General features: G+C 47.0%; 17 protein-coding genes. 4 read left to right on the top strand and 13 right to left on the bottom strand.

Annotated elements, in window-relative coordinates:
- Positions 1 to 8 precede the first annotated feature (8 nt).
- Positions 9 to 122: an RHS repeat protein gene (locus tag H5T88_09480; GenBank protein MBC7330574.1), complete on the top strand. Its 114-nt coding sequence runs from the start codon at positions 9 to 11 to the stop codon at positions 120 to 122.
- Between the two features lie 224 nt (positions 123 to 346).
- Here the strand turns inward: H5T88_09480 and H5T88_09475 are convergent, their stop codons facing one another.
- Entirely contained in the window at positions 347 to 1,408 is a 1,062-nt protein-coding gene (locus tag H5T88_09475; GenBank protein MBC7330573.1) for a hypothetical protein, read from the bottom strand.
- Between the two features lie 72 nt (positions 1,409 to 1,480).
- Positions 1,481 to 4,606: a glycoside hydrolase family 97 catalytic domain-containing protein gene (locus H5T88_09470; GenBank protein MBC7330572.1), complete on the bottom strand. Its 3,126-nt coding sequence runs from the start codon at positions 4,604 to 4,606 to the stop codon at positions 1,481 to 1,483.
- A gap of 45 nt (positions 4,607 to 4,651) precedes the next feature.
- Here H5T88_09470 and H5T88_09465 point away from each other — a divergent pair, with 45 nt between their 5' ends.
- Positions 4,652 to 6,022, top strand: coding sequence for a hypothetical protein (locus tag H5T88_09465; GenBank protein MBC7330571.1), 1,371 nt, complete (start codon positions 4,652 to 4,654; stop codon positions 6,020 to 6,022).
- Between the two features lie 71 nt (positions 6,023 to 6,093).
- On the opposite strand, the gene H5T88_09460 is transcribed toward H5T88_09465, so the two are convergent.
- The 11 genes from H5T88_09460 to H5T88_09410 form a co-directional block, all read right to left on the bottom strand.
- Entirely contained in the window at positions 6,094 to 6,447 is a 354-nt protein-coding gene (locus tag H5T88_09460) for a YraN family protein (protein MBC7330570.1), read from the bottom strand.
- Positions 6,429 to 7,145 carry a signal peptidase I gene (gene lepB, locus H5T88_09455; GenBank protein ID MBC7330569.1) on the bottom strand — a complete coding sequence of 239 codons (717 nt, stop codon included), beginning with the start codon at positions 7,143 to 7,145 and terminating at the stop codon, positions 6,429 to 6,431. Before lepB ends, H5T88_09460 begins: the two co-directional genes overlap by 19 nt.
- A 10-nt stretch (positions 7,146 to 7,155) precedes the next feature.
- A complete protein-coding gene (gene rplS / locus H5T88_09450; GenBank protein MBC7330568.1) occupies positions 7,156 to 7,509 on the bottom strand; it encodes a 50S ribosomal protein L19 in 354 nt (117 codons plus the stop codon).
- Positions 7,506 to 8,300: a tRNA (guanosine(37)-N1)-methyltransferase TrmD gene (gene trmD / locus H5T88_09445; protein MBC7330567.1), complete on the bottom strand. Its 795-nt coding sequence runs from the start codon at positions 8,298 to 8,300 to the stop codon at positions 7,506 to 7,508. Before trmD ends, rplS begins: the two co-directional genes overlap by 4 nt.
- The gene (gene rimM, locus H5T88_09440) at positions 8,297 to 8,758 is read right to left on the bottom strand and encodes a 16S rRNA processing protein RimM (GenBank protein MBC7330566.1); all 462 of its coding nucleotides are present in this window, start codon (positions 8,756 to 8,758) and stop codon (positions 8,297 to 8,299) included. Before rimM ends, trmD begins: the two co-directional genes overlap by 4 nt.
- A 14-nt stretch (positions 8,759 to 8,772) precedes the next feature.
- Entirely contained in the window at positions 8,773 to 9,177 is a 405-nt protein-coding gene (locus H5T88_09435) for a hypothetical protein (protein ID MBC7330565.1), read from the bottom strand.
- On the bottom strand, positions 9,174 to 9,404 hold the full coding sequence (locus tag H5T88_09430) for a KH domain-containing protein (GenBank protein MBC7330564.1): 231 nt from the start codon (positions 9,402 to 9,404) through the stop codon (positions 9,174 to 9,176). The genes H5T88_09435 and H5T88_09430 overlap by 4 nt, the downstream gene beginning before the upstream one ends.
- 3 nt (positions 9,405 to 9,407) lie before the next feature.
- Complete coding sequence (gene rpsP, locus H5T88_09425; protein ID MBC7330563.1) at positions 9,408 to 9,692, bottom strand: 30S ribosomal protein S16; 285 nt, start codon at positions 9,690 to 9,692, stop codon at positions 9,408 to 9,410.
- A complete protein-coding gene (gene ffh, locus H5T88_09420) occupies positions 9,683 to 10,972 on the bottom strand; it encodes a signal recognition particle protein (GenBank protein ID MBC7330562.1) in 1,290 nt (429 codons plus the stop codon). The genes rpsP and ffh overlap by 10 nt, the downstream gene beginning before the upstream one ends.
- A 184-nt stretch (positions 10,973 to 11,156) precedes the next feature.
- On the bottom strand, positions 11,157 to 12,056 hold the full coding sequence (locus H5T88_09415) for a dihydroorotate dehydrogenase (GenBank protein MBC7330561.1): 900 nt from the start codon (positions 12,054 to 12,056) through the stop codon (positions 11,157 to 11,159).
- Positions 12,053 to 12,802 (bottom strand): dihydroorotate dehydrogenase electron transfer subunit, encoded by a 750-nt coding sequence (locus H5T88_09410; protein MBC7330560.1) that lies wholly within the window; start codon positions 12,800 to 12,802, stop codon positions 12,053 to 12,055. The genes H5T88_09415 and H5T88_09410 overlap by 4 nt, the downstream gene beginning before the upstream one ends.
- A 167-nt stretch (positions 12,803 to 12,969) precedes the next feature.
- Between H5T88_09410 and H5T88_09405 the strand changes: the two genes are divergently transcribed.
- Entirely contained in the window at positions 12,970 to 15,327 is a 2,358-nt protein-coding gene (locus tag H5T88_09405; protein MBC7330559.1) for a hypothetical protein, read from the top strand.
- Complete coding sequence (locus H5T88_09400; GenBank protein ID MBC7330558.1) at positions 15,320 to 18,370, top strand: hypothetical protein; 3,051 nt, start codon at positions 15,320 to 15,322, stop codon at positions 18,368 to 18,370. Before H5T88_09405 ends, H5T88_09400 begins: the two co-directional genes overlap by 8 nt.
- The last annotated feature ends 115 nt before the right edge of the window (positions 18,371 to 18,485 follow it).

Genomic DNA, 18,485 nt, shown 5'->3' with positions numbered 1-18,485 from the left:
GGAAGACCTTGCCAAACAGAAGATGTATATCTTATACTTATGATAGCGCAGGAAGGCAAAGGAGTATGACCGATTATTTCGGCGGTCAAACAAGTTATAGCTACGACGCTCTTGGAGATTGACTTCCATAACTATTCCTTTTGAGAAGTTGTGAACGACACAATAAGGAGTCCTTCTCTCTATCTCGCTCAGACAAGATAGTATGAGATTACACGCTTTAATTACTCATTTTTCTCCGCCTACATTCGGGGATTTGGCGAAGAATCAAAGACAATTCTTCCTTGTGTGCCCACAGATTCCCTTCCTTCGGAACCTATTTAGAAGTAGGCGATTAGGGCGTTTCCTACTATAATAGGGATTTGAGTGCTAGGAGGGGAATGGAAATCGCCATTAGGAAGTATTTCGCGGGAGATTCGTTTCCTTCCCCATCAACCCACTCCGCAAAATGAAAGCGAGGAAGATTCTCTAAGAGCTCTCCTAATAACTTGTAAGCCAATTGCTTATCCGCTTCGTAAATCACTGGAAGGATATAGCCTGTGCCAGTCGCCCAGTATCCTCCGTTCATATACTTCCCCAATTCCGCCTTCACCAATAGCCTCTGCCAACCTTCCTCCTCCGCTATCTGCCTTGTAAACCCAAACCTTATTATTCTATCCCAATTCCTTAGATAAAATCCTTGAATGCTTTTCTTTATACTCTCCTCCACCACTAAGCCATAAGCGAGACCATTTCCCCATACATCAAATTGATGACAATCCTTGCTACCTGCCACGAAGCCCTCGATTTCAGGGTCGTATAAACGCCACAAATTCTCCCTGATTCCCCTCGCTAAATCTTTCCAATATTCAAGTAAGTCCTCTTCAAGATAGCCATTAAATAACTCAACCGCTCTCTGTAATCCTCTATAAATAACAAGACTGCTCATCAAGGCAAACCCAGTGATGGCTATGTTGTCTTGATAGCCAAAGCCTACATAGGGTCTTTGGGGGTCAATATAGACAAGACCACAGCTGAACGATATTTGCTCAAAGCTTCTCTTTATCACCCTTGCCCATCTTTCCTTTTGGGGGATATCTACGCCCCATTCCTCAAAGTAGCTGAGAAGCCTCGTCCAAGCGGCTGGAAGATGGACAGGCATCCTCTCCCCTATAGGACCATCATACCAGCCGGGAAACATTATAGGGAGACCATCAGGTTCAACCCTATCCGGCACCCTTTCCAAATCAACCACGCTATCTGTGAGAAATTCAATTATCCTCTGCAATTTATCCTTATTCGCAAGCTCAGGACAAACAATGTGGGGGAAAAGGAAATCGTCCGGCCAAATCCCATAATAATGCCCCTTGCTTGGAGCAATCGTCTTAATCCCACCTTTCAATTCAACGCTCGCATTCTCAGAGCATTCCAAAAGATAACCTCTCAGCTTATTGTAAGCCTCTTTTAATATTTGCTTGTCCCCTTCCATATCTAAGCCCTATATTTAGGCAGAAGGTTTTATCTCTATGGCGCAGCCGCCGTTTGTCTTCAAGGGGATTTTCAAGATGTCTCCCTTTCGAACTGCTTTTTTCTCGTGGATTATCTCCTCTGGACTATCGCCGTCCCTATAGATTTCCGCTATATATTCCCTTCCTTCCTCCAGAAATTCCAGCGATATATCTGCCTCCCTTGATATCCCACCGCCGCAAATCGCGCCTATGAACCACTTATTCCCGCTTCTCCTAGCTATGGTAACGAACCTCCCCGGATAGCCCTCAAGAAGCTTTGTATCGTCCCAAGTAGCGGGACAATCCTTGAGGAACTCTATTGCCTCTCCAATGCTTTCGTATGCCTCGGGCTTATCCGCGAGATGCTGGATGTTGGATTCAAAGACAACCGCTAAGGCAAGCTGATGGGCATAGGTGGTTTGCTTCCTCATATTGGAGAAAGTTACGGGAGTGTAATCCATTGGACCGAGAGCGTTGCGGGTAAAGGGAAGGGTGCAATTGTGTTCGGCTGTTGGTCCCTCAGACCATTTGTAATACTCCGCCCCCAAAACTCCCTCTCTCGTTAAGATATGAGGCCATCTCCTCCTCTCCCCGGAGGGCTTTGTTGCTCCATGATATACAACCATTAGTTTATACTGAAGGGCTCCTTTGGCGACCTTATCATACATTTGAATCCTTTCCTGACAATCGCTATCAAAGAAATCCACCTTCACCCCCTTAACTCCGATTCTGGACAGCCAGGAAAACTTGCTATGCAAATCCTCGTCCGTTTCCACTTCCTTATAATGATACCAGACGAATATCCCAATCCCCTTTTCTTTCGCATATTCAACTAATTTGGGAAGCCATTCCGCTTTCCAACCTTCATCACAGAGATAGTATTCCCATCCCATTTTATGAGCGAAATCAACATATTTGACCTGTGTTTCGTAGTCTTCCGTGCTATCTCCTGACAACCAAGACCAAGCGCTTCTGCCGGGCTTTATCCAGGATGTATCAGCTATCTCGCAATCGGGGTTGAGGTTCTCAATCAAAGTTGATTCAACTATATCTGCAAGGGAGCCAATCATTGCAACCCGCCAGGGGCTGTAGAAGGGAAGCTTGCTGACAACAGCGTTTTTCTGGTCGGGAGCGAAGACGACTTTCAAAATCCCATTTTCCTTATCCCCTTCAATATGGGAGCCACAGTAATCCCCGTAAACGGCGGCTTCGGTAAGGAGAAGCCAATTGTCCTTTACATTTAGGAGAACAGGCATACCAAAATTCCCCTCAAGCAACTCCCGATAGGAACGTTTGGGATAGAAAGCCTCGTAGTTGGGCGTGAAGGGATGCGCCCAGCCGATCGCGGACTCGGGAATCCTGAATCCGCTCGTCTCAAAGCTTATCTTCAACTCCCCCTCACCCGGGATATGATAGCGGTAGGCGACGCCGTCATTATAAGCACGTAAAACGAGATATAAAATGCTGAGCTTCTTCCCGAGCTTCAAAACGAGCTCATTGCAATGATTCTCGTAAATCTCCTTCTTCCTCCCAATCATCGGATATTTTTCCTCAATCGTTTTTCTTGTGAAGGAGAGAAGGGATAAATCGCGCGTGAAATCAGCCACGCTCGTGAAGATTCCCATTGGCGACTTCTCAATAAGCACTTCTCCATCCTTTTCCACCCAATATACCAGCTTCCCCTCCTCCAATTTGACCTTGAGCGATATCCTACCATCGGGAGATTTGACTTCCAGCTCATCAAATTCAAAGGGATTTGCCTTCATATCCATCTCCTCCTTTCCAGATTGATAGACTCTGACCCAATCAACATACAGGGGCCAGTTCTCACCAGAGCCAAGTATAATGAGATTTCTTTGCTTGTCAATTATGCTGAAGGTTCCCATAGGGGCTTGGGAGCTCGTGCCAGAGACCTGGGGAGGGTCGGGTAAAGAATCGGGAGAATAGCGCTGGATTATGAGGGGTTTGTTATCAAGAAACCAGATAACGCATCCCGGCTGCCAGAGGCAACCGATGATATGCCATTCATTCCAATTTATCCCCGGCACTTCAACCCTATTGTTGGAATTTTGGTAGTGAATTTTTGAATCCTGAGCACAATCGTGAATTGTCCCATAGAAGGCGCCATCGTATTTTTGATAGGGAGCGTGAAAAGCTTCAAAGAAATCCAATTCGTTCCAATGGGTGGGGTCGCCGAAGCAATGCTCAAGGGATAGACTCCAGAAGGAGGGCCAGCCACTGCTTTTCTCCGCCAAGGCTTGGTCAAAACGAATTTTCGCTTCAAAGTAGCCGAATCTAAAGACTCTGCCGGTCTTTCCTTTGACGCTATATGATGAGATTCCCCAATTCCAACGCCCAGCGTCAATTTTCAACATAGAGTTTTGCACTTTTATCCTTTCAGCAGAAGTAGGTGGGAAGCCCCAAGGAAGGTCAATATACCATTTATATCCCGGAGCACCCGTTGCCTTTATGTCTATCGTGTCAATTGAATTGAAATCGTCCCAGAAGACGAGCTTTGTATATCCCGCTTTCTCCGCAGGAGGTGGGAGCCTCTCATCGCTGATGATTTCAATCACATTGACGATAGCTCTATCTTTCTTGGATAGGAAATCAATTTGCAAGACGCCATCGGAGACCTTTATCCCTTTGAATATTTCCTCCTTGCCTTTGCTTTTCCCCTTAGCCCACCGAAAGACATCGTAGTTCCGGAGAACTGGTTTGTTTTGGATATATACATCAAAAAGCCTCATCCCGGGCTTATTGTGAATAAGCTCGGCAAATATCAATTTAACAGTATAGGTCCCATTTGGAAGATGGATGAGATAGCGCATGGGGGATTTGGGATTTTTTGCATCGCATCTGAAGCTTCTGATTGCCTGAGGATATCCGCAATCGGGCTTAACCGATTCCTTTGTGGAATAGGATAAGGAACCGTTCTTTAAATAACCCCAACCGTCCTTGGAGAAAGGCTTATCAGCAAGGGCACCGTCAACGGCATCTCCGCCGCAATTAACTTTTAGAACGAACATGGGAAGTCCTTGATTGGAGGGATGAACCTCACCGGAAGCGATAAAAATGGCTAAGAATGTAAGGATTAAGAATTGGCTGAGTTTCATCTTCATAATCGTTAGAATTATATTGATTATTTCGGAAGGGAGGAACAGAAAATGCCTGAAGTTATATTTTCCTTTGATGATGAGGATTTCATAACTCCTGAGGCTGATGAGGCGACGGAGTTCTGGGCTAAAACTTTAAGGGAAAGAGGAATAAGAGGTAGCTTCAATCTTGTGGGGGAGAGGGCGAGGGCTTTGCGGGAGAGAGGTAGGGAGGATTTGATAGAGCTTCTTCAATTCCACGAAATCAACTACCATTCCAATTTCCATTCACTCCATCCGACATTTCCCGAGTATCTTGAGGATTTGGATTGGGATAAGGGAGTTGAGGAAGTGATAAGGAGGGAGATAAAGGGGCTAAACGATTTGAGGGAGATTTTCTCTCAATCGCCGATTGCTTTCATGCAGCCGGGGAATAGCGCGACGCCACAAGTTCTCTACGCGATGTATCTATTGGGTATGCCAATAATGGAGGCGAGCTTTATTCATCCTTTAGATGGAAAGCTCGTTTGGTATTGCAATACCCTCAATGGGCTCACTTGGGATTTTGTGTTTGAAAGCCATTTCTATCTTGACAATCGGCTTGAGAAAATGAAGGAAAGCTTTAAACGATTGGAGGAAAAGCAGGGTTTGATAGTTTTGGGAACGCATCCCTGTATGTTGGTTACGAGCGAGTTTTGGGATAGCGTTAACTTCTCAAATGGGAAGAACACGCCAGAGGAGGAATACAAACCAGCCCCTCTGCGCCCGAAGGAATTCGTTTTAGATTTGATGAGGGATATTAAGGAGTTCCTTGATTGGCTCAGGGGAAGGGGAGATGTTGAGTTCATAACTTATAGAGATGTTTACGAGAGATACAAACCCTCTTCGGAATGGATTTCCTTAGAAGTCCTTCTCAGATTAGCGGAGGGGATTTTGGATGAACTGAACTACAAAATAGTTGAAAATCGCATCTTTTCCGCCTCGGAGATATTTTCCTTCTTCGCTTGGGCTATTTCTTATTATTCTTCTCATAAGGGCTTTCCCAATCGCATTCCTTATCGGCGGACAATAGGACCAGTAGAGGCGATGCCTTCCTTCAAAAGAGGGATGAAGGTGGGATTTGAAGACTTTATGAAGAAGTGCGAGGAGGTGAATAGGTATATTATTAGGCATAATAGGATTCCGGGGAAGATGAGAGTCAATGAGATGGAAGTGGGGGCAGGAAGTTTTGCTAAGGCTATGGCTAAATGCGTTCTCTCTTTGAGGGAAGGAAGGAATAAGGGTGAGCTAAGCATTGAGGAAGGAAGCGATTTCCCTCTAATTGAGAGGGAGCTAACGCTCCCTCATTACGAGGGAACCTGGCTTTATCCTAAGGGCTTTAAGGGGGAGAGGATAATAAAGCTGGTGAGATTACAGTCCTGGTCCGCAAAACCAGCTTTGTAAGTGTTAAGGAAGAGATTGACACGGCTTCCCTACGGGAGGTTCACAGTGACAAAGGAAGTTGGGAATGGGTTTTAAAAAATATCCTTTATCAGCCTTGCTTTGCCTAACTTGGGGAGGACTTCTACTACTTCAAATCTCATTGAGACTTCGCCAAGTCCTTCCTTCTGAAGATAAAGAAGGGCAACGTTCTCTATTTTCTCCCTCTTCTTGGCTGTGACCGCCTCAGCGGGTAAACCCCACTTATCAACATCTCCCCTCATCTTCACTTCAACGAAAACATAATCATCCTTATCTTTCGCTATTATGTCTATCTCTCCAATTTTCGTCCTGAAATTCGTTGCGATGATTTGATAGCCAAGCGACACGAGAAATCGCCTCGCTATCTCCTCTCCGAACTTTCCCTTCTTTACTTTATCACTCCCCACCTGCTTATCGGCCACCAGATGAAAAGCGCCCTCCCTGTTATCCTATCCCGGGAAAGAGGACCCCAAACGTGGCTATCATTGGAATCGTTCCTGTTATCCCCCATAACGAAATAGGAATTCGGGGGAACCTTATAGGGACCGAACTCATAATAGGGAGGCTCGTAGATGTAGGGCTCTTTCAAAGGCTTCCCATTTATGAACACCTTCCCATCCCTCACCTCCACTACCTCTCCAGGCAAACCAATCACTCTCTTCACGAAGTTTCTCTCTTGGATATCCGCTTGGGGTGGTGCGCGGAATACTATAACCTCTCCCCTTTGAGGGTCTCGGATGTGGAAGACGAATTTATCAGCCATTATCCTATCTCCAACTTTCAAAGTGGGAATCATTGAGCCCGAGGGGATAAGGAAAGCCTGGATGACGAAGGGATTAACGATTGCTACGACTATGCCTACAGCTAATGCTATTGATTCAAGGAAATCGGAACTCGCCCTGAGCCATTCCTCAGCTTTTTCCTTTACGAGCTCCCTTTTTGATACAGTGCTCGCCAAAGCGAGATAGAATTTCCTGACGAAAGCACGCCACCAAGCGAAGGGAATAGCGAGCAATAAACGAAGGAAGAGAGCCCCTCCACCTATCGCATAGAGCTTCCAGGACTCCCTTATCTCTCTCAGGATGGTTTGGAGGATACCCTCCATAAAATCTTTGTTATCTCTTTTCCTCTATACGGGCTGCTTTGCCCTTTCGCTCCCGCAGATAGTAAAGGCGAGCCCTCCTGATCTTCCCTCTCCTAACAACTTCTATCTTTGCGATGAGGGGGGAATGAAGGGGGAATGTCTTCTCCACACCTATCCCGTGATGGGAGATTTTCCTTACCGTGAATGTGGCGGATGCTCCACCACCCCTTTTCCTTATAACAACTCCCTCAAATACCTGTATCCTTTCCCTATCAGCCTGACGAATGATTTGGTGCACCCGAACGGTATCGCCAGGAGCGAAATCGGGCACATCCTGTCTCAGCATTTTCTCTTCAACCGAGCGAAGAAGCATGTCTCCTTTCATCTTCGCATCTTCCTTTCTTTGAAAGTCTTATGTTTTCTCAAAATTGATTTCAAATCCTCCAAGATTTCCCTCAAAATCTCAATATCTCCCTCCGAGAGGGAGGCGGAGGCTAAGAGCTCTGGACGGCGGAAAAGCGTCCTTTCAAGGGCGCGCCGCCTCCTCCATCTCGCTACCTCCTGATGATTTCCCGATAGCAGAACCTCGGGAACCTCCTCGCCCAAAAAATTCGCAGGGCGCGTGAATTGAGGGTGCTCCAAGATACCGGAGCTGAAGGATTCTTCCCTAACCGCTTCCTCCTCCGAGAGGACAGAGGGCAACAATCTAACTACAGCGTCAACTATGGCGAGAGCGGCTATCTCTCCTCCCGTGAGGACGAAGTCGCCCAGGGATATCTCCTCATCAACCCAATCTAAAATTCTATCATCTACACCCTCGTAGTGTCCACAAATTATAACAAGATGCCCCTCCTTCGCCAACTCTTCCGCAATTCTCTGTTTGAATGGTATGCCTTGAGGAGTTGTCAAGATGACCTTATGCCCCTCACATCCTTCTTTTGCGCATTCCCTCTTCACTTCCTCAAGCGCATTGTAAATCGGCTCGGGCTTGAGGAGCATTCCCGCTCCTCCGCCATAAGGATAATCATCGGTCGTCCTATGTTTATCTGTGGCGAAATCCCGCAGATTATGGAGATAAATCCTCGCAACGCCCTGCTCCTGCGCCTTTCGCATCATGCTCGTATTGATGTATGGCAGGAAGACCTGAGGGAATAGGCTTATAATGTCTATCCTCATCCTTCTTTTATCTCCTTCACAATCAGCTTTCTCTCCTGTGGAAACATCGCCACAATCCATTCCGCAACGAATGGAATGAGCACATCCTTATCGGTTAACAGGACACCGTGGGCGGGAGTGGAGATGATATCAACAACCTTGCCCAGATTCTCTCCTCCCTCGCTGTAAACCTCAAATCCGATGGGACTTTCCTCCTCTGGAAATATCTCCTCCTCTATCTCCAGATAGCTTTCCCTTAGGCGCCAAGCTTCTTTTATAGTATCTATTCCCTTGAACTTCAGAATCCACATTCCCTTGTGTTGCCAAGCTTTCTCAATCTCCACCTCCCTCGTCTTATATTGAGAGGAAAGAAAGCCCTTTCTCCCCTCAAGGAGCTTCACATCCCCCTTCTTAAGGGGCAATAACTTGATTTCGCCCTTCCTTCCGAAGGTAGAAAGGACCTTCCCGATGATTGGCATTGGGTTGAAGAGACCTATCTCCTTATCTCAACTACCTTATCGTCTTTGACGATTATCTGTGGAGGGGAGAAGATGGGGAGAGGCTCATTTTCTTTCGCCTCAACATAGGCTTCAAGAGTGGTGAGGAGGAACTCCTCTCCCTCGGGGATTGTGCGCAATCTCTCTATCCTCTGCTCCAAATCCTTTCTGAATTCCTCCCTCTCAGCCCTTTCCTCCTCCCATTGTCTGCGAAAGGCAGCTGCCTTTTGGATGTCAACTTTTTGGAGGTCAGCGAGATATATGCGGGATTGAAAATCAATCTTCTGCTGTGCTTCCTTGACCTTCTCAAGGAGTTCCTCCATCTCCGCCAAAGTTCTCTTGCGGAACTCCTCCGTCATAATGACCTTCACGATTACATTGCATTTAACGAGCGTGCTCATTGCAGAATCTCCAGCGAAACCTTCTTGCCGAGCTTAGCTGCAGCCGCCTTGAGGATTGTGCGAAGAGCGTTGGCGATGCGCCCCTCTTTCCCTATGACCTTCCCCAAATCCTCCTCAGCCACCCGCACCTCATAAACTATCGTCCTCTCCCCCTTAACCTCGGTTACCTGCACTTTTTCGGGTTGGTCAACTATAGCCTGCACCAATCTCTCAACTAACTCACGCATAGGCTATCTACCTCCGCTTAGAGCTTGTTTTCTCTCCAGGAATTTATCCCAGATTCCCTCTTTTTTGAGAAGGCTCAAAACTGTCTCGCTCGGCTGGGCGCCGTTGAGTAGCCATTTTATTATCTTCTCCTCGTCTAACTTGACGATAGGAGGTTCACGCAGAGGGTTATAATGTCCCAGCATCTCAAGGTAGGGACCTTGGGGTTTGCTTCGGGAATCCACTGCGACAACACGATAGGAGGGTCTTTTCTTGGAGCCCATCCGCAAGAGCCTTATCCTTACAGCCATCTTCTCAACCTCCTTTGGGATGAGAGTGTTTTAGCCAATTCCTTAGCTTCAAAGAATCGTTTCAAGAGGAGATTCACATCCTGAACCGTCGTTCCCGAGCCCTTAGCGATTCTTCTCTTCCTACTCGCATCTATTATTGAAGGATTCTCCCTTTCCTCTTTAGTCATAGATAGAACTATAGCCTCAAACTTCTTCAACATCTTCTCTTCCTGAGGCCCAACTTTGATATTGCTGGCGCCTGGTAAAAGAGAGATGATTTGCTCCAACGGACCGAGCTTATGCATTCTTCTCAATTCCTTGAGGAAGTCGTTGAGGGTGAAATCGGCGAAGGAAGCAAGGGGTTCCTCCTTAGTCTCCTCAAGCGTTGCTTCTATCTTCTCTATTAAACTGAGCATATCGCCCATCCCCAAAATGCGGGAGACGAGCCTATCGGGATGAAATGGTTCAAGGGCATCATATCTTTCCCCTATTCCGATGAACTTTATCGGCTTTTGAGTGACGAAGGAGAGAGAAAGAGCGGCGCCTCCTCTTGCATCGCCATCAAGTTTGGTCAAAATGAAACCGTCTACTCGTATCTTAGAGAAGCCCAGGGCGATGTTGACCGCATCCTGTCCCGTCATCCCGTCCAAAACCAAGAGGATTTCCTGGGGATTTATCGCCTTTTCCATCTCCTCTAATTCTCCTAATAGCTCATCGTCAAGATGGAGGCGTCCCTGTGTATCTATAATCACTAAATCATGGCCTTTCTCTTTAGCAAAGGAAACCCCATTTCTCGCTATATTGAGAGGGTCCTTGTCGTCAGAGGAGAAAACATCGCAGCCGATGGCTTTGCCCACCTTCTTCAACTGTTCAATGGCGGCGGGTCTGCGGACATCGGTGGCGACGAGGAGAGGTCTCTTGCCCTTTTTCTTGAAAAATAGAGCCAATTTTCCGGCTGTGGTTGTTTTACCTCCGCCCTGTAATCCAACGAGCATAATAGTTGTGGGAGGGTTGGGAGAGAGGTGGACTTCTTCTTCTTTCCCGAGGATATTTATCATCTCGTCCCTGACGATTTTTATGACCTGCTGGGCGGGAGTGAAGGAGGACATAACCTCCTCTCCCAAGGCTCTTTGTCGCACTTTATCCAGGAATTCCTTAACGACTTTATAATGGACATCGGCTTCCAAGAGGGATAGTCTCACCTCCCGCAGAGCAGAATCAATATCCTGCGGGCTGAGGCGGGCTTTCCCTCTCAGCTTATTGAAGATAGCTTGAAGCCTTGCGGTGAGAGATTCAAACATAGCGTCCTTATAGAATTATACAGGAATAGCGAAAATTGTCAAAACGAAAGGGTAAATCAAAGGAGACACACATCACATAATTTGACAAAAATAGAAAGTGTGCTGTCTATCGGCTAAATCAATTCCTCCACTTTTATTTTTTGTAAATATCTTTGGGAAGTCATATCCCGAAAGCGGGAATCTTTCAATCCCGAAGGGTTTTGATGAGCTCGTTTATGTCTTCTATTTTTTCCTCTTCTAAAAAGCGCTTTATTCCTTCCAATATCTCCTTTGGAGATTGGGGGTTGATGAGGCAGGCTGTTCCTATCTCTACCGCTGTGGCGCCTGCGATTATGAATTCCAGAGCATCCTCGGCGCTCATTATCCCGCCACAGCCTACGACTGGTATCTTCACTGCCCTCGCTACCTCGTAAACCATCCTCAATGCTATCGGTTTTATCGCCGGTCCAGATAAACCGCCCATTAGTGTCCCTATGCGAGATGAACGACTCCTTATATCTATTGCCATCGCTAAGAATGTGTTCACAAGCGAGAGCGCATCCGCTCCACCCTCCTCTCCCGCCAGCGCCGTCTCCACTATGTCAGGCGCCTGAGGGGTCAATTTGGGCATAATCCAAAGGGAGGAAGCCTCTTTCACCATCTTCACTATCCTCTTCACCATCTTCGCATCCTTGCCGAATTGAATTCCTCCCTTAGCGACATTGGGACAGGACAGATTCAACTCAAGTCCCGCTATCCCCTTCCCAACCAATTTCTCCGCCATAAAGGGAAAATCCTCCTCCCTCTCCCCCGATATGCTGACGATTATCGGCGCTCCGAGCTCTAAATAGGATGGCAATTCCTCCTTCATAAACCTTTCCAATCCAACATTTTGAAGACCTATTGAATTTATAAGACCCGCCGGTGTTTCCCATAGGCGTGGAGGAGGATTACCCTCCCTTGGATTCAGGGTTATCGTCTTCGTTATTATCGCACCTATATTATCCAATGGGAAGAGATGGGCGGATTCAAGGGAGAAAACACCCGAAGCAATCATTATCGGATTTCTCAATTTCAAATTTCCCAAGGAGACCGAGAGATTCAAAATACCACCTCCTCCCCGGGGAGAATCGGTCCATCTTTGCAGAGGATTTTATAGCCACGCTTAGTTCTCACGGCACAGCCTAAACAGGCTCCGAAGCCACAAGCCATCCTCTCCTCAAGGGAGATAAAGGAAGGGATGTAGATTTCCTTTGCTATCCTCACCACTTCTTTTAGCATAGGAACTGGTCCACAGGCGAAGATGACATCGTGCCCCCGAGATAGGGAAGAAAGCTTGTCCGTTGCCAATCCCTTTTCCCCAAAAGAGCCATCCTCAGTGAAGAGGAAGAGACGAGATGATTTCCTCAATTCATCAAGCAAGAAAAATTCTCTTTCGCTTTTCGCTCCCCAGATGAACGTGGGATGAATGAGATTTTTGGCGAGGAAATAAAGAGGAGCAATGCCGATTCCACCCGCCACGAGAAGGGGATTGCGGAAATCATCTTTTGGGAAGGAATTTCCCAGCGGACCAAGGACATCCAGTTTATCGCCCTCCTCAATCCTTGAGAGGAGATTCGTCCCCTTGCCGACTATTTTGATGAGGAGGGATATCTCGCCCTTATCTTTATCGGCGTCAAAGATACTAATGGGTCTGCGGAGGAGTGGGTCGTAGAGCTGAGAGCATCTGAGATTGAGGAATTGTCCCGGCTGGCAGTTCCTTGCTATATCGGGAGCAAAGAGACGGATTAGAAAGATATCCTCCTTAAGGAATCTTTTCTCCAAGACATCAGCGAGATGCACGATTTCCATATTTTTGCTTGATAATAATTTAATTCAAAGAGGGATTAAAGGCAAGAATTCTTATCATTTCATTGAATATCCCTACGCCTTCAGGGCTCGTCATTTTTTATTGCTTTGCTTCTAAAATTTGCATAACATATAGAAAATCAAAAAGGCTATCTTGCCTTATGAAGATTATGTTTAAATTTTTCTCTATCGCCCTTCTCTGCTTGTATACATTCGCTCAGGGGAAATGGCAGGTTCTCTCGGGGCAGGCCGATTTGCTGGATGATGTCCTCTATCTTGATAATTCCGTTGTCCTTTATTCCAATCCCGCTCCCCAAGATTTCGTCTTGGATGTGAGGGTGAAGATACTGGAAAAGAGGGAAAACGGAGAAGCCTGTATAATCATCGGAGCTGATGAAACCGCCTCCCATTTCTTCCAAATCTATTTAGACCAACCATCCAACTCCCTGAGGGCAATCTCAATGGGAGAAGGCAAAGCCTCTCCCTCAATCGCGAACATCCCTTTCAAGATAGAGATGGGAAAATGGTATGATTTGAGGATTATTCGCTATGGAACGAATATTCTCGCCTATTTAAATGGGAAACTCTATCTTTATCTTGAGGGCATAAAACTAAAGGGAAATATGGTGGGATTGAGGGTAGGCGATGGCAAAAGTGCCTTTTCCTCTTTTTCTTTGAAATCCTATGATTCGGCGAGGCAATATGAATTGGGTGGGCAAAAGATAGAGATATCCCTTCCTCCCATCGTTCAACCCCTTGAACCCTTCAAATTGCATGTCCGCTATGAAGGGAAATCTCCCCTTTCTTTCTCCCTTTTGGATGGGGAAAAACGTGAATATCGTAGGTGGATTTTGCGTCAAAATGAAGGGGAATTTGAATTAAGAGCGAGCGGAGCGCTAGGGACACATACGATAAAAATCAAAAATAAAGAAGGGAAGGTGTTAGAAGTGCCTTTTGAGGTTGACGCGATTACGAAGATTGAGACAAGAAGCGGTCTCTGGGACGAACTTTTTCGGAGTTTAAAGAAGACCGTCAAGAAGGACAGGTTTTTATTTAACATTGATGGCAATCCGGTGGCGATGAATCCCACTTGGCTGAGGGACCATATCCACGAGATGAAAGGCTATAAATGGTGGGAGGAAGATGTTCGCTCCGCCCTTGACCATTTCTTGAGGATACAACATCCCGAGGGCTTCTTCTACGAGATGATAATACCTCCCACCGACCCACATACCACTTACGTTGAGCCCAAGCATCGGATTATTGACGAGAAGAACAATTTAGCCTATGTGAGGCTGGAGATGGAAGCAGATATAGAGTATCTTATGGTTGAGGGATGCTATCAAGCTTGGCAGGCGACGGGCGATGATGAATGGTTGAAATCCGCATTGCCGAAGTTGATAAAGGGAATGGAGTATTGTATGAGGGACCCCAAAAGATGGGACGAAAAGCATCAGCTGGTTAAACGAACCTTCAGCATAGATACTTGGGATTTCACCTACGGTTATCCCGCGGATAACAGGAAAATAGAAGAGGGTATGCCGATGAGCATTATGCATGGAGATAACAGCGGAATGTTCTATGCCTCAATCCTCCTGGCGAAGATGCTGGCTGCTATTGGGGACGATAATGAGGCAAGTAGATGGAGGGAGATAGCAAGGCATTTCAAGGAGAGAACCAATCAAGTTTGCTGGAACGGCAAATTCTATACCCATCAAGTCCATTTAAATCATCCTGGTGCTCCGGGAGTTGATGAGAGGAAGATACTCAGCCTAAGCAATGCCTATGATATTAATAGGGGTCTGCCCGACCAATCTCAAGCTGTAAGCATAATAAGGGAATATAAAAGAAGGAGGGAAGAGACGAAGGGAGAATATTTCGCTGAATGGTTCAGCATCCATCCTCCCTATCCCGTCTTCAAGGCTCATGAGTGGATGAAGCCGGGGACATATATAAATGGAGGGATAGCCGGTTTCGTGGCGGGAGAGCTTGCGAAGGCAGCGCTTTGGCACGGAGAGGAGGAATATGGGGTTGATATCCTCAAAAGAATCGCTGAGAAGATAAAGGAGGATGGAGAAATAGCCTTCCTTTATACTCCCGATGGAAAGGACCAGGGCGGTGGTCCAAAGGGATGGTCGGCTTCGGCGGTCATCTCGGCTCTCATTGAAGGGCTGGCGGGCATAAGGGATGAGGATAAGCTGTTGAGGAAGACGACGATAGCTCCCCGCTGGATTCCCGCTAAGGAAAACGAGGCGAAAGTCGTTGCCCGGTATGGAGCTTCGGAAGCCTATCTCGCTTACTATTACCGCCATGAACCTAATAAGAAGGAGATAGAGATGGAAATCTCCTCAAGCGGTACCGTTCCATCTTTCCACATCCTCCTGCCAAAGGGGAGCAAGTTGAGGAGGATGGAGATTAATGGGGAGGAAGTGAGCGCGAGGATGTCGGTCATTGAGACAAGCGTTTACTGCGATTTCTCCCTTGATAAGCCTGTAGATAGGGCAAAAATACTCATCCAATATGAATAGAAAGGAGGAGATGAAAATGAGATTCCTTCCGTTGATGTTTTTGCTTGTTGTCCTTCCCCTTTTGGGGGAGGAAGTAAAGGGTCCAGTTGAGATTTTCGGAACGGTTTACGAAAAAGTGGACCCTGGACCACCCTTCAAAGAAGCGCCACGCCAGATTGAGGATTGGCAAGCCCCTCCTCCTACATCTCAGGAAAGGAAAGCTGGTTTCATTCCCTATACTCGTCCCGAGCCATTTGATATAAAACCCTGGAGCAAGCCGAAAAAAGAGGAGCGTATCGGGAAGCTTCAATGTTCCTTGGCACAGGGGGAAATGACCTCCCTTTGGTTTGCAGTCTATGCCCTTGAACCCCTTTCCAGCCTATCTATAAAAGTTCAGCCTCTGAAAAAGGGGTCCAATCCCTCCATTGAGATTCGCTATGCCCATTTCTGGGCACAGAGGACGGATTGGCGAGGTCGCACTTATTACATAACGCCCGAGCTTCTCCTCCCCGCAAGCAATGGCTATGTCCTCCTCCCCGCTAAGGGTGGAACATTGGAGAGACGCTCACTTGATATCCCTCAAGGCGAAAGCAGGCTTTTCTGGCTCACCATTAAAGCGTCTGAAAATCTTCCCTCAGGCGATTACCAATTCACTTTGAAAATCCAAGCGAAAGGGAAAAGCTCCCTCAATCTCCCCGTTTCCCTCCATATCTATCCCTTCCGCCTGCTGAAGCCCGAAAATAGGCGATGGCTCCTCTATAGCGATACTTGGCTTTGGGGAAATCTTCCCGACGAGAAGGTTTTGAGGATATTGAGGGGAATAAAGGAACACGGGATAGATGGCTTCACGGAACTTCCTTTCGGGAAGTTGGATTTGAGCGGATTGAAGGAAGGAGTTGTTAAATACGACGCTTCTCCCCTGATAAGATTTGCCAATCTTATGAAGCAGGTCGGATTCAAGGGACCGCATACCATTGGAGCTTGGGTGGAGGGCGAATGCGCTCAGGCTTTGGGGTTACAGGTTGACTTGAACAAGGAGTGGCCTGAGGAGCTTAAGCAGGCGGTCATAAAAGTAGCGAAGCGCGTTGTTGATACCCTCAAGCCGACGGAATTGGACTGGCTCTTCTATGGATGGGATGAACCTGGACCGGAGAACCTCGCCGCCCTTCAACAATATCGCTGTTGGTATGAGGGAGGTGCTAAGACATATGTCACATTCTACGATAGAGGGACATACGAGGTTGCGGGACAATGGATGACCGCTCCCTGTTTCAGCGTGGGGTTGATATACAGTGAAGAAATGGCAAAGTGGGTCAGGCATCAGTGCGATGTTAGAAGACAGAAGTTCTTCTGGTATGGTTCGGGCTGCTATTTGGGACAGGAGGGAAGAATCTTCCCTAATCGCTATCTAACTGGCTGGCTTTTCTATAAGACGAAGGCGGATGCCGAGGTGTCTTGGACATTCGTCCGTCCCCACGAAGACCCATTCAACGATTTTGACGGAATCAATGCGAACAAGGTTGAGCCAAAAGACCAGTGCACAACCTATCCCTGGTTCTCCCGACCCAACGATTATAGCAGTCTAATTGATATCATCCCCACTATCCAATGGGAAGCGATTAGGGAGGGGATAAACGATTATTGCTACGCTTATACATTGAGCAAGATGATTGAAGAAGTGAAAAAGAGGAAAGGGAAGGATTGGGAAAAGCTCGCCAGGGAAGCGGAGGAGACGCTAAGGGCTGTTGAGGAGAGCGTTCCATGGGGGAACGAGGTAGGTAAGAGAGGCTATTCAAATAAGGAGCTTATGGAAGCGAGGAGTCTCTTGGGGAAGGAGCTTGAGAGAGTGAGTTTGGCTCTAAAAGGGAAGAAGATTTCGGAGAAAAGCATAAAGAAAGAGATAAAGCTCAGCGTTCTTCTTTTGCCTCCCGAGATGGCGGAGATTTCAAGGGAAGTGCCTCTGCCCATTTTATCCATCCCTCAGCTCTCAACCGCACCGAAAGTAGACGGTGAAGTGAGGGAAGAGGAATGGATTGGGTCAAGCTCGGTTAACATGTTTTTTGACTCGGAAACGGGAAAGCCGATGCGGAAGGAGATAGAGACGAGGGCATATATCGGATACGATGATGGGGCGCTTTACATAGGTTTCATCTGCGGAGGAGATACTAAGAAGATGAAGATGGCGAAGTGGGCGAGGGATGGGGATGGAATATGGCAGGATGAGGGGGTGGAAATATTCCTCGCCTCGGCTGACGAGCCCCATCGCTATGCCCATATAATCGTCAATGCAAGCGGTTCAGTTTACGATGAGATAGTCTTTGACACGAGTTGGAATCCCGAGATAGAGGTTGGAACGAAGATAGAGGAGGAGAGATGGGAATGCGAGTTGAAGATACCTTGGGGTGTTTTGCCGAAGGGCAAAACACCCCAAATTCGTTTAAATCTTTGCAGAAATCATTCAGTCGTGGATGGGGAAACCTCTCATTGGGCTTGGTCTCCTACATTCGGCTGGTTCCATAATCCCTCCCGATTTGGGATAGCTAAACTCACGGCATCAAGCATAATACTGAGCGAGGTTGTGCCTCCCACTCTCTTCGGAGACGAATTCTTGAATCTAAAGGTCTTCAATAGAGGGAATGAGGAGAAAGAAATTTTGATTGATGGTAAGGCTCTCAGGGTTCCTCCGAGAGGCGAGGTCAAGGTGAGCTTGAAAGTGCCATCATCAATCGGCGAGCATAAATACAATCTTCGCTTGAAATATGACAATCAGGTTGAGGAGTGGCAGATTCCCTATGCCATCCCTGAGCCATTGAAAGCTTTCTCAAGGGTCATCCTGCCAAATGAGAGGGGTGAGGCGACGCTATCGGTCGCTCTGAGCGTCAGTGAGGAGCTGAAGGAGAAGAAGAAGCTCGTGTTGGAGGTTGATGGTAAAAGATATTGGCTTTCAATGGATAAAAGGGAGCAAACGATTAATCTTTCAATTTCTTCGTTTCCTGCAGAAATCAGCCTATATATCTCCGATTTTCCGGAAAAATACATAAAGGCAAGGTTAATGCAAGTCTAAAGGAAAGTTTACGAGAAGGATTTGGGATTAACGGACTAAGAGCCGGGATTGCTTCCTCGCTTCGCTCCTCGCAAAGACATCTTTCCCCTGTCATTGCGAGGCTTCCCTACGGGAA

This window comes from bacterium (assembly GCA_014360495.1).
In the GTDB taxonomy this organism is placed as follows: Bacteria; Armatimonadota; JACIXR01; order JACIXR01; family JACIXR01; genus JACIXR01.
The sequence above is the reverse complement of the archived record's forward strand: the minus strand, read 5'-3'. Positions and strand labels throughout refer to the sequence as shown.